The following is a 12,655-nucleotide window of genomic DNA, read 5'->3' on the forward strand; positions in this document are numbered from 1 at the left end:
CGTGCCGCTGCGGATGGCGGCGAGCGGGGACTATAGCCAGCGCCGCAAAGCCTTCAGCGCCGCGGCGGCAGCGTGCCCACCGGCCCGCCGCCCTCCTTCCAGCGCTTGAAGCCGCCGTCGATGTGCGCGACCTGGTCCAGGCCCATCTCCAGCAGCGTGCGCGCGGCCAGCGCCGAGCGCCAGCCGCCGGCGCAGAACAGCACGAACTGCTTGGGCTGCGCGAACAGCGGCTTGTGGTAGGGGCTCTCCGGGTCCACCCAGAACTCCAGCATGCCGCGCGGGGCATGGAAGGCGCCGGGGATGGTGCCGTCGCGCTCGAGCTCGCGGATGTCGCGCAGGTCGATGAACTGCACCTCCTCGCGGCCGTGCAGCTCCAGTGCCTCCTGCAGCGAGCAGGTCTTCACCAGCGCCAGTGCCTCCTCAACCATCTGCTTGGCGGTCTTCTTCATGTCTTGTCCTTGTTGGATGTCAGTACGGCGCCGCCAGCCAGCGCTCGATCTGCGGCCGGCGGTCGTTGCCCCAGAACGGCTCGCCGTCCACGACGATCCAGGGCGCCCCGAAGATACCCGCGGCGATGGCCTGGTCGTTGACCTGCTTCAGATGCGCCTTCCATTGCGGATCGGCGCATGCGGCCTGCGCCTGCGCCGCATCGATGCCGCAGCGCTCGGCCAGCGCCAGCAGCGCGGGCAGCTCGTCGAGCAGCACGCCCTCGGCGAAGTAGGCCGCCAGCCCATGGCGGGCCCAGGCCGCGGCGCGGGACGGGTCCTGCGCCTGCAGCCACCAGAAGATGCGCGCGGCGTTGTGCGTGGCGATGGGAAAGCGCGGCGGCGGCCGGTAGGGCGCGCCCTCGAAGCGCGCCGAGCGCTCGAAGTCGCGCAGCATGTACGCGCCCTTGAGCGGGTAGGACGCCGGCGGACGCAGCTCCGCCGCGGCCAGCGTGGCGCCCAGCAGCATGGCGTGCCAGCGCACGGTGCGGCCATGGCGCGCAGCCAGCGGCTCGATCCAGGTCGAGGCCAGGTACGAGTAGGGCGAGGAAAAATCGAACCAGAAGTCAATGGTGCTCATGCCCACACGCTAGCGGCCCCATGCCTGTGCCGTATCGGCGCATTCCCTTGCGTCAGAAGAAAACAGCCGCGTTGAAATCTGGGCACGATGGATGCTTGACCATGAACATGCTGCTTGAACTCGTCGTCCTGCTCGCCGCCTGCGGCGCGGCCCTGTACTTCAGGCCCTGGGCGACGCTGCGCGCGGCCGATCTGCGCCACCCCTGGCTGGCCTCGCTGGTGCTGCTGCCCTGGGTGTGGTCGTTCCAGAGCGTGCTGCCCGGCGGGCCGCCGCTGCAGCTGTCCTGCGCGGCGCTGCTGGTGCTCATGTTCGGCTGGCCGCTGGCCGTACTGAGCTGCGTGCCGGTGGCAATCTGCACGGCGCTGATCGACGCCAGCGGCGCTCAAGCCGCGCTGCACCAGGCGGTGTGGAACGGCGTGCTGCCGGCCACGATGGCGCTGGGACTGGGCATCGTGACGCGGCGCTGGCTGCCGCAGCACCTGATGGTCTACATCCTGGCGCGCGGCTTCGGCGCCACGCTGCTGGCCATGGCGCTGGTTGGGGTGCTGTGGTTGCTGCGCCATCCGCTGCCGCCGGGCAGCGACGTGGCCGCCGTGCTCACCGGGCGCTGGCTGGTGGCCTGGAGCGATGCCGTGCTCAGCGGCATGCTGTGCGCCATCTTCGTGGCCTGGCGCCCGCAATGGCTGCTCACTTACTCCGACCGGCGCTACCTGCCGGTGGCGCCGCGCTGAAGGCAGCGCCGGCCACATCCTGACCGCGAAGGGCCGCCCACCGGGCGGCCCTTCGCACTTTCCTACCAGGGAATCACCCGCCCCTGCTCGTCAAAGAAACTGCCGCTCTGCTCCGGCCTCAGCCCGGCCAGCACGCGGCGCTGCGCCGCGACGCTCTCTTCCACCGACAGCGGTGCCCCCTCCCCGCCCATGGCCGTGCGCACCCAGCCCGGGTGCAGCGCCACGCAGGTGGCGCGGCCCTGCAGCACGAGGGCGGCGTCCTTGAGCACCGAGTTCAACGCCGCCTTGGAGGCGCGGTACAGCCATGACGACGGCGAGTTGCGGCCGCCAATCGAGGCCATCACCGAGGACAGCACGGCCAGTGTGCCGCCCGGCGCCAGGCCCTCGGCCATCACCGGCAGCAGCCGCATCGCGCCCAGCACGTTGACGTGCATCACGGCGTCGAAGTCGGCCTGCGTGGGCGGCTCCAGCCCGGCGCTGCGCGGCCCGATCAGCCCGGCGCAGTAGATCGCCACGTCCAGTCCCAGGCCGTCCAGGCGCCAGCTCAGGCTGGAGGCGCTGGCCGCGTCCGCCACGTCCAGCTCCCAGGCCGTGGCGCCCAGGGCCTGCACCGCCGTCAGCTGTTCTCCACGCGCCGTGGCCCACACCTGCGCGCCGGCCTCGCGGTACTGGCGCACGAACTCCAGGCCGATGCCGCGCGACGCGCCGATGACCAGAACCTTTTGCATGCTGGCTGTCTTCCTTTCCGCCGGACTTGGCGATGCGCCGGGGCTGGGATTCCACGGGGCAAGCCGCGGCCCCGGCCGCGGCGCCCTGGCGGCCTTCAGTCCTGTGCCGCGTCGGCCAGCACCGCCACGGCGGCGCGCTGGTTGACGAAGCGCTTGTGCGGGTCGTAGGGGAAGACGTCGTGCACGTCGCCGGCCTGGATGCGCTGCTTGTGCACGTTCCAGAAGTCGGCGTCGAGCAGGTCGGCGTGGTGCTTCATGAACACCTCGCGCACGCTGGCGTTGCCCAGCAGGAAGGGGCCGAAGGTCTCCGGGAACACGTCCTTGGGGCCGACGTGGTACCAGATCTCGCCCGACATCTCCTCTTCCTCATTGCGCGGCTGGGGCACCTTGCGGAAGTTGCAGTCGGTCAGGTATTCGATCTCGTCGTAGTCGTAGAACACGACCTTCCCGTTGCGCGTGACGCCGAAGTTCTTCCACAGCATGTCGCCGGGGAAGATGTTGGCCGCCACCAGGTCCTTGATGGCGTTGCCGTACTCGATCACCGCATGCTCGATCTGCTCGGGCGTGGCCTCCTGCAGGAAGATGTTCAGCGGGATCATCCGGCGCTCGATGTAGACATGCTTGAGGATCACCTCCAGCTGCCCGTCGCCGTCGCGGTCGGAGATCTCCACCAGGCTGGGGCAGTAGTGCAGCAGCTCCTCCACCAGCGCGTCCTCGAAGCGCGCGCGCGGGAAGGCCACGTTGCTGTACTCCAGCGTGTCGGCCATGCGCCCGACGCGGTCGTGCGTCTTCACCAGCTGGTACTTGCCCTGGATGATCTCGCGCGTGGTCTCCTTGGGCGGCGGGTAGAAGTCCTTGATGCACTTGAAGACGAAGGGAAAGCTCGGCAGGTCGAACACCAGCATCACCATGCCCTTGATGCCCGGCGCAATGCGGAACTTGTCGGTCGAGTGGCGCTGGTGGTAGAGGAAGTCGCGGTAGAACAGGTTCTTGCCCTGCTTCTGCAGGCCAATGGCGCTGTAGATCTCCGAGCGCGGCTTGCGCGGCATGAGGCTGCGCAGGAACTGCACGTAGGCCGCCGGAATCTCCATGTCCACCATGAAGTAGGCGCGCGCGAAGCTGAACAGCAGCAGCAGGTCCTCCTCGCCGAACAGCACCGCGTCGATGGCCAGCGTCTGGCCCTCCTGCGCGTGCAGGATCGGCAGCGCGAACGAGGTCTCGTGGAAGCCGTTGACGATCTTGCCCACGATGTAGCCGCCCTTGTTGCGGAAGAACATCGACGACAGCACCTGGATCTGGAAGTTGGTGCGCCAGCGCGTGTCGCCGAGCTGGCGGCGCATCGCCTCCAGCACGTGGTCGATGTCGCGGTCCAGGTCCTCGAAGGGCAGCTTGAGCTGGAAGTTGTGGACGATGCGCAGCAGCGTCTCGCGCAGCGTCGGCGGCGTCGGGTAGTAGGCGCGGTAGGTGGGCGCCGCGGCGGGCTCGTCGTTCTCGATGTACTCGGTGGAGACCGCCGGGCGCACGAAGATGAAGTCGTTGTGGAAGTAGTTGTGGTGCAGGATCTTGGTCGTGACCGAGTTGAAGAAGGTCTCGGCGCACTCGGGCTGGTGATGGTTGGTCAGCAGCCCGATGTAGTGCAGCTTGACTTGCTGCCAGGTGTCCATCGGCAGGCTTGACGCCCGGAATTCCGTCTGCAAGCGCTCGGCGGCCTCCTCCACCCGCTTGTCGTAGAACTCGATGCGCTCGCGCTGCGCGCGCTGCTGGCCATGCCAGTCGGCCTGCTCGAAGCGCTGCTTGGCCGCGGCACTGGTCTCGCGGAACAGCCGGTAGTGGCGGTTGAAGCCCTCCAGCAGCGCGCCGGCAATGGCGTAGGCGCGGCTGTCGTCGAGCAGCCGCGGGAACAGGCTGGGGTTGTTCATCACCGGGGGCCTCCTCCGCGCTGTCGTCGTCGTGCTCAGGCCACCGGCGGCTGGGCCTGGATTTCGGCCTCGCTCTCGGCTTCGGTGTCAGGCTCGGCTTGAGCGGCGGCCTGCGGCCGGGGCGCGGCGCCGATGGCCTCGATCTCGGTCTCGTCATCGGCCTTGGGCGGCGGCGGCGGCAGCGCCTCCACGCGCCGGTGCAGCGCCCGCAGCGCCTTCTCGTAGGCCGGCGCCACGTCGTCGGGGCCGCCCACGGTCATGCACAGGTCCTGCAGCAGCCCGTTGTGCAGCCCGTACACCCAGCCGTGCACCACCACGCTCTGGCCGCGCAGCCAGGCGTCCTTGACCACCGTGGTCTGGCACACGTTGAGCGCCTGCTCCAGCACGTTGAGCTCGCACAGGGCGTCGATGCGGTGCTCGACGGGCACGCTGTAGAGCCAGTCGCGGTGCTTGTCGCGCACGTCCTGCACGTGGCGCAGCCAGTTGTCCACCAGGCCCACGCGCAGGTCGTTGAGCGCGGCCTTCACGCCGCCGCAGTTGGAGTGGCCCACCACGATCACGTGCTGCACGCGCAGCGCATCCACGGCGTACTGCAGCACCGACAGGCAGTTGAGGTCGGAGTGGGCCACCACGTTGGCCACGTTGCGGTGCACGAACAGCTCGCCCGGCAGCAGCCCGACCAGCTCGTTGGCCGGCACGCGCGAGTCGGCGCAGCCGATCCACAGGTACTGCGGCGTCTGCTGCTTGAGCAGCCGCGAGAAGAAGCCGGGCTCGCGGGCCTCGGTCTGGTCGGCCCACTGCTGGTTGCGCTCGAAGAGGTCTTGCAGGTCGTTGGACATGGCGGGAGAAGGTTGCTTGGGGAACGGGTGGGAGGCGGGAGGGGGACGGCGCGCCGTGCGCGGCGCGCGTCGCGGCTCCGGCAGGCTGTGCCGGCGCGTCAGCCGCGCACGTCGGGGCGGCCCTGCACCGTCATCATGGTGGCGGTCATGGTGGCCACCAGCTTCTCGGGCCCGCCACTCTCGTGCTGCAGCGCGCGGGCCTCGACCACGCTGATGGTGCGCCCGGCCTTGAGCACGCGCGCGTCGCAGCGCAGCCACGGGCCCTGCGCGGGCGCCAGCAGGTTGACCTTGAACTCCACCGACAGCACCGAGGCGTCGGCCGGCATGAGCGAGAAGGCGGCGTAGCCGCAGGCCGAGTCCAGCGCCGCGGTCAGCATGCCCGCGTGCATGAAGTCATGCTGCTGCGACAGCTCAGGCTTGTGGCGCAGCACCACCACCACATGCCCCGGCGACACCGCCTCCAGCGTGGCGCCCAGGGTGCGCATCGCGCCCTGGCGGGCGAAGCTCTCGCGCACGCGCTGTGCATAGCCGGCATCTGCGGGAACGAAGCTCATCAATCCTCCGGTTACTGGGCACGGGTTCCCGGATTCTAGGGGGGCCTCGCTACACTGCCCGCGCATGACAGCTGTACCGGATCAGGCCCTGCGCTACCCGCTGGGCGACACGTTGCCCGCACCGGGCCAGGCCCTGGAGCTGGCGCCGGGCGTGCGCTGGGTGCGCATGGCGCTGCCCTTCGCGCTGGACCACGTCAACGTCTGGCTGCTGCGCGAGCGGCTCGACGGCGTTGACGGCTGGAGCGTGGTGGACACCGGCATCGCCAACGACGCCACGCGCGCGGCCTGGGAGCGCGTCTTCGCCGAGGCCCTGGACGGGCTGCCGCTGCTGCGCGTGATCGTCACGCACATGCACCCGGACCACATCGGGCTGGCGCACTGGCTCACCGAGCGCTGGAACTGCCGGCTGTGGATCAGCGCCACCGACTACCACGCCGCCTGCCACGGCAGCCGCAGCACCACCGGCCACGGCGGCGCCGCCGCGGCGGCCTTCTTCCGCAGCCACGGGCTGGCGGACGCGCAGGCGCTGGCCAAGGTGCGCGAGCGCGGCAACTACTACGCCAGCATGGTGCCGCAGGTGCCCTCGCAGTACCGGCGGCTGCTCGACGGCATGCGGCTGCCCGTGAGCGGCCACGAGTGGGAATGCATCGTGGGCTACGGCCACGCGCCCGAGCACATCAGCCTGCACTGCCCGACGCTGCGCGTGCTGATCTCGGGCGACATGCTGCTGCCGCGCATCTCCACCAACGTCAGCGTGCTGGACCTGGAGCCCGAGGCCAACCCGCTGCCGCTGTACCTGGCCTCGCTGGAGCGGCTGGCGCAGCTGCCGCCGGACACGCTGGTGCTGCCCTCGCATGGCAAACCCTTCGTCGGCATCCCGCAGCGGGTGGCGCAGCTGCGCCAGCACCACGACGCGCGGCTGCAGGAGGTGCTGCAGGCCTGCGCCCGCGAGCCGCTGCATGCCGCGGCGCTGCTGCCGGTGCTGTTCCGCCGCCCGCTGGACATGCACCAGACCACCTTCGCCATGGGCGAGGCCATCGCCCACCTGCACGCGCTGTGGCTCTCCGGCCAGCTGCGCCGCCACGCGGACGCGGATGGCGTCTGGCGCTTCGGGAAGGCCTGAAGCCGGCAAACGGGATTGTCAGTCCCCAGGCAACCGCCACCTCACTTCTCAGCCAGGAGTGAGATCAATGTCAACCGCAGGTGGACAATCCAGCCGCACGGGCCACGGGCCGCGGCGCAGCACAGGCGCCTGAAGCGGGTGCGCTGAGAAAAATGGGCCTGCCCACCCGCGTGGACAGGCCCATTGCAGTGCACCGCCCTCGCCGTCGGACGCGGCCTCCTCCCTCGGTGCACGCCGTCATGGACAGCGTGCCGCCAGTCTGGGGCCGCTCCAAATCCGAGTGACGCACCGACGCACGGGCCGACGTGAACCATGCACGCTTCCGGCCACAGGCCGCGCCCGAGCGGATCGGTGAATTTCTCCGGCCGGCGCGGGACTTTCTCACTCCAGCGCCGGCAGCACCGCGGCGCGCAGCGCGGCACGGCGCTGCTCGAAATCGGGCAGCACGGCGCGCACATGGGCCCAGAACGCGGCGCTGTGGTTCATCTCGCGCAGGTGCGCCAGCTCGTGCACCACCACGTAGTCGATGAGCGCGGGCGCCAGGTGCACCAGGCGCCAGTTGAGGCGGATCACGCCGGCGGCGCTGGCGCTGCCCCAGCGCGTGGCCGCGGCCGACAGCGCCAGCCGCGCCGGGCGCACGCCCATGCGGGGCGCGTACAGCGCGCAGCGTTCCTTGAAGACCTCCAGCGCCCGCGTCTGCAGCCAGCCGCGCAGCGCGGCGGCCCATTGCGCCGGCGGCGCCTCGTCGGGCAGCGGCACGTGCAGCAGCTCGCCATCGAGCCGCCAGGCCGGCGCCTGGGCCTGCAGCCGCAGCGTCCGGCCCAGGCAAGGCAGCGGCGCCTGCGGCCCCCACACCGGCTGCGCCTCCTGGCGGCGCAGCGCCCGCTCCTGCTGCGCGGCGAGGTGGCGCAGGATCCACGCCGCCTTGGCCTGCAGCACCTGCTCGACCTGGGCCAGCGTGGCGGCGCGCGGGGCGGCCACGCGCAAGCCCTGGGCATCGACCACCAGCCCGATGCTGCGGCGCTGGCTGCGCCGCAGCGCGTAGGCCACCTCGCCGCCGGGCAGCGTCACGGCATGCCGGGCCTCGGGATGGCGCCACAGCGAGGGGGCCGGCACCCCGGCCGGTGCCGCGGCAGGAGCAACGGGCGCCGTGCGGCGGCTCAAGTCCGGGCGGCGGCGGCCGGGTGCACGCCGTCCGCGGCGTAGGCCTCGGGGTCGAGGCGGCGCATCTCGGCCTCGATCCAGCCCTGCACCTCGCGCGTGAGCGACTCGGCGCTGCGACCCGCCACGGGGATGGGCGCGCCGATGGAGATGTCGATCACGCCCGGGCGCAGCAGCCAGCTCTTGCGCGGCCAGCAGCGCGCGGAAGTGACGGCCACGGGCACCAGCGGCACGCCGGTAGCCAGCGCCAGGCGCGCCGCGCCGCTCTGGTAGCGGCCCTGCTCGCCGCGCGGCACGCGCGTGCCCTCGGGGAACATGATCACCCAGGTGCCGTGCGACATGAACTTGCGGCCCTGCGAGGCGACCTTGTTCCAGGCCTCGGTGCGCTTGCTGCGGTCGATGTGGATCATGTCCAGCCGCGCCATGGCCCAGCCGAAGAACGGGATGTAGAGCAGCTCGCGCTTGAACACGTAGGCCAGCGGGTGCGGCATCAGCGCCGGGAAAGCGAAGGTTTCCCAGGTGGACTGGTGCTTGGCCGCCAGCAGCACGGCCTCGGTCTTTCCCTTGGGCAGGTGCTCCATGCCCTGGATGCGCCAGCGCACGCCGCAGATCCAGCGCGCGCCCAGGATGGCCGTGCGCAGCCAGCCCGCGCACATCCAGTACACCGGGTTGCCGCGCATGAAGATGGAGGCCAGCACCACCGTCAGCGACCAGGGAACGACCGTGACGGCCAGGAAGACGAGGTAGAGCGCCGAGCGCAGGATGGACAGCAGGCGACCCATCAGCGGCTGCCTTCCGGATCGGCGCCGGCCTCGGGCTGCTCGCGCTGCAGCAGGTAGTCGGCAAAGGCGGACAGGTCGGCATGCACCTGCAGCCCGGGCACCTGCGCCAGCAGCTGCTGCAGCTGCGCGTCGTCCAGCGACGCGCCGCGGCCGCTGCGCAGCAGGTGCGGCTGGCAGCCCGCGGCGCGCGCCGCGAGCATGTCGCGCGCGGTGTCGCCCACCAGCGGCACCTGCGTCAGGTCCGCGCCGTAGCGGCGGCCGATGTCGAGCATCAGCCCGGGCAGCGGCTTGCGGCAGTCGCAGTGGTCCTCGGGCGTGTGCGGGCACAGGAAGACGGCGTCGATGCGTCCGCCCTGCTGCGCCAGCAGCTTCATCATGTGCGCGTGCACGGCGTTGAGCGAGGTCATGTCGATCATCCCGCGCCCGATGCCGGCCTGGTTGGTGGCGATCACCACATGCCAGCCGGCATGGTTCAGCCGCGCCAGCGCCTCCAGCGCGCCGGGCACCGGCACCCACTCCGACGGCTCCTTGACGTGGTCCTCGCGGTACTGGTTGAGGACGCCGTCGCGGCCCAGGATGACAAGTTTCGGTATGGGGGTCATGCGGCCAGCCGCGAGAGGTCGGCCACGCGGTTCATCGCCGCGTGCAGCGTGGACAGCAGCGCCAGGCGGTTGGCGCGCAGCGCCGCGTCCTCGGCGTTGACCATCACCTGGTCGAAGAAGGCATCCACCGGCGCCTTGAGCGCGGCCAGCGCCTGCAGCGAGCCCTGGTAGTCGCCGGCCTCGAAGGCGGCGTCGGCCTTGGGCGCCACCGCCCGCAGCGCCTCGAACAGCGCGGCCTCGGCGCTCTCGCGCAGCAGCGCGGTGTCCACCGCCGGGCCGGCGCCGCCCTCGGACTTCTTGAGGATGTTGCCCACGCGCTTGTTGGCCGCCGCCAGCGAGGCCGCCTCGGGCAGGGCCGAGAAGGCGCGCACCGCGGCCAGCCGCTTGGGCACCTGGCCCAGGCGCGCCGGGCGCAGCGCCAGCACCGCGTCCACTTCCTGCGCGCTGTAGCCCTGCTCGCGCAGGCTGACCGCCAGGCGGTCGAACATGAAGTCCAGCAGCGCGGCGCCGGGGTCGGTGATCAGCTCGCCGAAGGGCGGCACGGCCTGCGCCACCAGCTCCGGCAGCGCCAGCGGCAGGTTCTTCTCGGTCAGCAGCCGGATCACGCCCAGCGCATGGCGGCGCAGCGCGAAGGGGTCCTTGTCGCCGGTGGGCAGCTGGCCGATGCCGAACAGGCCCACCAGCGTCTCCAGCTTGTCGGCCAGCGCCAGCACGGTGCCGGTGTGGTTGCGCGGCAGCACGTCGCCGGCGAAGCGCGGCTTGTAGTGGTCCTCGATGGCGATGGCCACGCCGTCGCGCAGGCCCTCGTGGCGCGCGTAGTAGCCGCCCATGATCCCCTGCAGCTCCGGGAACTCGCCCACCATGTCGGTGAGCAGGTCGGTCTTGGCCAGCAGCGCGGCCTCGCGCACCTTGCTGTCGAGCACCTCGAACTCGTCCTTGGCCTCCACGGTGTACGGCACCGTGGCCAGGCGCATCTGGTTCACGATGGCGTGGCCGATGGCCCGCACCCGCTCGGCGCGCTGCCCTTGAGTGCCGAGCTTGCCGTGGTAGACCACCTTGGCCAGGCCGGGCACGCGCGAGGCCAGCGTCTTCTTGCGGTCCTGGTCGAAGAAGAACTTGGCGTCGGCCAGGCGCGGGCGCACCACGCGCTCGTTGCCCTGCACCACGGCGCTCGCGTCCTCGGGGCGGATGTTGCTCACCACCAGGAAGCGGTTGGTCAGCCTGCCCTGGGCGTCCAGCAGCGGGAAGTACTTCTGATTGGCCTTCATCGTCAGGATCAGGCACTCCTGCGGCACTTCCAGGAACTGGCTGTCGAACTGGCAAGTGAGCACGTTGGGGCGCTCGACCAGGGCCGTGACCTCGTCGAGCAGCGCCTCGTCGTCGATGGGCTTGAGGCCTTCCCTGGCGGCGGCTTCCTGCAGCTGGCGCGCGATCTCGGCGCGGCGGGCCTCGAAACCGGCAATCACCGCCCCTTCTTGCTGCAATTGCTGCGCATAGCCGTCGGCATCGAGCAGCACCACGGGGTCGGTGGCGGCCTCGAAGCGGTGGCCGTGCGTGGCGCGGCCGGCCTGCAGGCCCAGCGCGTGGACCGGCACCACGTCGGCGCCGTGCAGCGCCACCAGCGCATGCGCCGGGCGCACGAAGTGCACGCTGCTCCAGCCGTCGGCGAGCTGGTAGCTCATGACCTTGGGGATGGGCAGCTTCGCCAGGGCCTCTTCCAGGGCCTTCTGCAGGCCGTCGGCCAAGGTGGCGCCGCGCTGCGTGGTCTGCAGGAACAGCGCCTCGGCCTTGCCGTCGGGGCGGCGCTGCAGCCGCGGCAGCACCGAGGCGTCGACGCCCAGCGCGCCCAGCTTCTTCAGCAGCGCCGGCGTGGGCTGGCCCTCGGCATTGAGCGCCACCGCCACCGGCATCAGCTTCACCAGCTGCTCGCGGTCGGCCCCCTGCGCGGCCACGCCCGTGAGGTGCGCGGCCAGGCGCCGCGGCGAGGCAAAGGGCGTGGCCACCGAATCGGCGCCGGCCAGCCCGGCGGCCTGCAGGCCCTTGAGCAGGCCCTGGGTAAAGGCATCGCCCAGGCTCTTGAGCGCCTTGGGCGGGAGTTCCTCGACGAACAGTTCGACGAGCAGGTTCTTGGTCATGTCGGAAGCCGCCATCACGCCGCCTTCTTCTTGAGTTCGAGTTGTGCCGTGACCTCGTCGGCCCAGGCCTTGGGCGCCATGGGGAAGCCCAGGCGGGCGCGGCTGTCGAGGTAGCTCGCCGCCACCGCGCGCGCGAGGTTGCGGATGCGGCCGATGTAGGCCGCGCGCTCGGTCACGCTGATGGCGCCGCGTGCGTCCAGCAAATTGAAGGTGTGGGCCGCCTTGAGCACCTGCTCGTAGGCCGGCAGCGCCAGCTGCTGCGCGATGAGGTGCTGGGCTTGCTTCTCGTGCGCGCCGAAGGCGGTGAGCAGGAACTCCACGTCGGAGTGCTCGAAGTTGTAGGTGCTCTGCTCCACCTCGTTCTGGTGGAACACGTCGCCGTACTTCAGGCCCGGGGTGAATTCGAGGTCGTAGACGTTCTCCACGCCCTGCAGGTACATCGCCAGCCGCTCCAGGCCGTAGGTGATCTCGCCGGTGGCGGGCTTGCAGTCGATGCCGCCGACCTGCTGGAAGTAGGTGAACTGCGTCACCTCCATGCCGTTGAGCCACACCTCCCAGCCCAGGCCCCAGGCGCCCAGCGTGGGGTTCTCCCAGTCGTCCTCGACGAAGCGGATGTCGTTCTTCTTGAGGTCGAAGCCCAGCGCCTGCAGCGAGCCCAGGTACAGCTCCAGGATGTTGGCCGGCGCGGGCTTGAGCACGACCTGGTACTGGTAGTAGTGCTGCAGCCGGTTGGGGTTGTCGCCGTAGCGCCCGTCCTTGGGCCGGCGGCTGGGTTGCACGTAGGCGGCCTTCCAGGGCTCGGGGCCGATTGCGCGCAGGAAGGTGGCGGTGTGGCTGGTGCCGGCGCCGACCTCCATGTCGTAAGGCTGCAGCAGCGCGCAGCCCTGGGCGCCCCAGTATTCCTGCAGGCGAAGGATGATTTGCTGGAAGCTCAGCGTGGCCATGGCGTGGGAGTTCGGACCTAAACCCTTGATTCTAGGGTGGCGCCCGGGACGCCCTCGCGCGGCCGGGGACCG

13 protein-coding genes are annotated in these 12,655 nt (G+C 70.9%); 2 read left to right on the plus strand and 11 right to left on the minus strand.

Annotated features, from left to right (window positions below; translation table 11 throughout):
* Positions 1–53: 53 nt before the first annotated feature.
* Both HHL10_RS10035 and HHL10_RS10040 read right to left on the minus strand, forming a co-directional pair.
* Positions 54–449 carry a rhodanese-like domain-containing protein gene (locus tag HHL10_RS10035; protein ID WP_169160213.1) on the minus strand — a complete coding sequence of 132 codons (396 nt, stop codon included), beginning with the start codon at positions 447–449 and terminating at the stop codon, positions 54–56.
* 19 nt (positions 450–468) lie between these two features.
* A complete protein-coding gene (locus tag HHL10_RS10040; protein WP_169160214.1) occupies positions 469–1,065 on the minus strand; it encodes a 2-hydroxychromene-2-carboxylate isomerase in 597 nt (198 codons plus the stop codon).
* 101 nt (positions 1,066–1,166) lie between these two features.
* On the opposite strand from HHL10_RS10040, the gene HHL10_RS10045 reads away from it, so the two are divergent.
* Complete coding sequence (locus HHL10_RS10045) at positions 1,167–1,796, plus strand: hypothetical protein (protein WP_205832972.1); 630 nt, start codon at positions 1,167–1,169, stop codon at positions 1,794–1,796.
* 62 nt (positions 1,797–1,858) lie between these two features.
* Here the strand turns inward: HHL10_RS10045 and HHL10_RS10050 are convergent, their stop codons facing one another.
* The 4 genes from HHL10_RS10050 to HHL10_RS10065 all read right to left on the minus strand — a co-directional run bounded on the left by HHL10_RS10050 (position 1,859) and on the right by HHL10_RS10065 (position 5,836).
* Positions 1,859–2,524 carry an SDR family oxidoreductase gene (locus HHL10_RS10050; RefSeq protein ID WP_169160215.1) on the minus strand — a complete coding sequence of 222 codons (666 nt, stop codon included), beginning with the start codon at positions 2,522–2,524 and terminating at the stop codon, positions 1,859–1,861.
* Positions 2,525–2,619: 95 nt separating this feature from the next.
* Positions 2,620–4,428 carry a bifunctional isocitrate dehydrogenase kinase/phosphatase gene (aceK, locus tag HHL10_RS10055; RefSeq protein ID WP_169160265.1) on the minus strand — a complete coding sequence of 603 codons (1,809 nt, stop codon included), beginning with the start codon at positions 4,426–4,428 and terminating at the stop codon, positions 2,620–2,622.
* Positions 4,429–4,478: 50 nt separating this feature from the next.
* Positions 4,479–5,282, minus strand: a complete 804-nt coding sequence (gene can, locus HHL10_RS10060; RefSeq protein WP_169160216.1) for a carbonate dehydratase — start codon at positions 5,280–5,282, stop codon at positions 4,479–4,481.
* A 98-nt stretch (positions 5,283–5,380) separates the two neighbouring features.
* Complete coding sequence (locus tag HHL10_RS10065) at positions 5,381–5,836, minus strand: PaaI family thioesterase (protein WP_169160217.1); 456 nt, start codon at positions 5,834–5,836, stop codon at positions 5,381–5,383.
* A gap of 64 nt (positions 5,837–5,900) precedes the next feature.
* Here HHL10_RS10065 and HHL10_RS10070 point away from each other — a divergent pair, with 64 nt between their 5' ends.
* Positions 5,901–6,959, plus strand: a complete 1,059-nt coding sequence (locus tag HHL10_RS10070; RefSeq protein WP_169160218.1) for an MBL fold metallo-hydrolase — start codon at positions 5,901–5,903, stop codon at positions 6,957–6,959.
* 381 nt (positions 6,960–7,340) lie between these two features.
* Here HHL10_RS10070 and HHL10_RS10075 read toward each other — a convergent pair whose 3' ends face one another.
* Genes HHL10_RS10075 through glyQ form a run of 5 tightly spaced genes read right to left on the minus strand, consistent with a single transcriptional unit; the run spans position 7,341 to position 12,583 of the window.
* Positions 7,341–8,123: a M48 family metallopeptidase gene (locus HHL10_RS10075; RefSeq protein WP_169160219.1), complete on the minus strand. Its 783-nt coding sequence runs from the start codon at positions 8,121–8,123 to the stop codon at positions 7,341–7,343.
* Positions 8,120–8,902: a lysophospholipid acyltransferase family protein gene (locus tag HHL10_RS10080; protein WP_169160220.1), complete on the minus strand. Its 783-nt coding sequence runs from the start codon at positions 8,900–8,902 to the stop codon at positions 8,120–8,122. Before HHL10_RS10080 ends, HHL10_RS10075 begins: the two co-directional genes overlap by 4 nt.
* Positions 8,902–9,504: a D-glycero-beta-D-manno-heptose 1,7-bisphosphate 7-phosphatase gene (gene gmhB / locus HHL10_RS10085; protein ID WP_169160221.1), complete on the minus strand. Its 603-nt coding sequence runs from the start codon at positions 9,502–9,504 to the stop codon at positions 8,902–8,904. Before gmhB ends, HHL10_RS10080 begins: the two co-directional genes overlap by 1 nt.
* Positions 9,501–11,654, minus strand: a complete 2,154-nt coding sequence (gene glyS, locus HHL10_RS10090; protein WP_375138949.1) for a glycine--tRNA ligase subunit beta — start codon at positions 11,652–11,654, stop codon at positions 9,501–9,503. Before glyS ends, gmhB begins: the two co-directional genes overlap by 4 nt.
* Positions 11,654–12,583: a glycine--tRNA ligase subunit alpha gene (glyQ, locus tag HHL10_RS10095; RefSeq protein WP_169160222.1), complete on the minus strand. Its 930-nt coding sequence runs from the start codon at positions 12,581–12,583 to the stop codon at positions 11,654–11,656. Before glyQ ends, glyS begins: the two co-directional genes overlap by 1 nt.
* Positions 12,584–12,655 lie beyond the last annotated feature (72 nt).

Origin of the sequence: Azohydromonas caseinilytica (genome assembly GCF_012927045.1) — a bacterium.
GTDB lineage: Bacteria > Pseudomonadota > Gammaproteobacteria > Burkholderiales > Burkholderiaceae_C > Azohydromonas > Azohydromonas caseinilytica.

Coding starts and splice junctions, on each gene's coding strand:
- HHL10_RS10035 (WP_169160213.1), bottom strand. CDS start 449: ATGAAGAAGACCGCCAAGCAGATGGTTGAGGAGGCACTGGCGCTGGTG.
- HHL10_RS10040 (WP_169160214.1), bottom strand. CDS start 1,065: ATGAGCACCATTGACTTCTGGTTCGATTTTTCCTCGCCCTACTCGTAC.
- HHL10_RS10045 (WP_205832972.1), top strand. CDS start 1,167: ATGAACATGCTGCTTGAACTCGTCGTCCTGCTCGCCGCCTGCGGCGCG.
- HHL10_RS10050 (WP_169160215.1), bottom strand. CDS start 2,524: ATGCAAAAGGTTCTGGTCATCGGCGCGTCGCGCGGCATCGGCCTGGAG.
- can (WP_169160216.1), bottom strand. CDS start 5,282: ATGTCCAACGACCTGCAAGACCTCTTCGAGCGCAACCAGCAGTGGGCC.
- HHL10_RS10065 (WP_169160217.1), bottom strand. CDS start 5,836: ATGAGCTTCGTTCCCGCAGATGCCGGCTATGCACAGCGCGTGCGCGAG.
- HHL10_RS10070 (WP_169160218.1), top strand. CDS start 5,901: ATGACAGCTGTACCGGATCAGGCCCTGCGCTACCCGCTGGGCGACACG.
- HHL10_RS10080 (WP_169160220.1), bottom strand. CDS start 8,902: ATGGGTCGCCTGCTGTCCATCCTGCGCTCGGCGCTCTACCTCGTCTTC.
- gmhB (WP_169160221.1), bottom strand. CDS start 9,504: ATGACCCCCATACCGAAACTTGTCATCCTGGGCCGCGACGGCGTCCTC.
- glyS (WP_375138949.1), bottom strand. CDS start 11,654: ATGGCGGCTTCCGACATGACCAAGAACCTGCTCGTCGAACTGTTCGTC.
- glyQ (WP_169160222.1), bottom strand. CDS start 12,583: ATGGCCACGCTGAGCTTCCAGCAAATCATCCTTCGCCTGCAGGAATAC.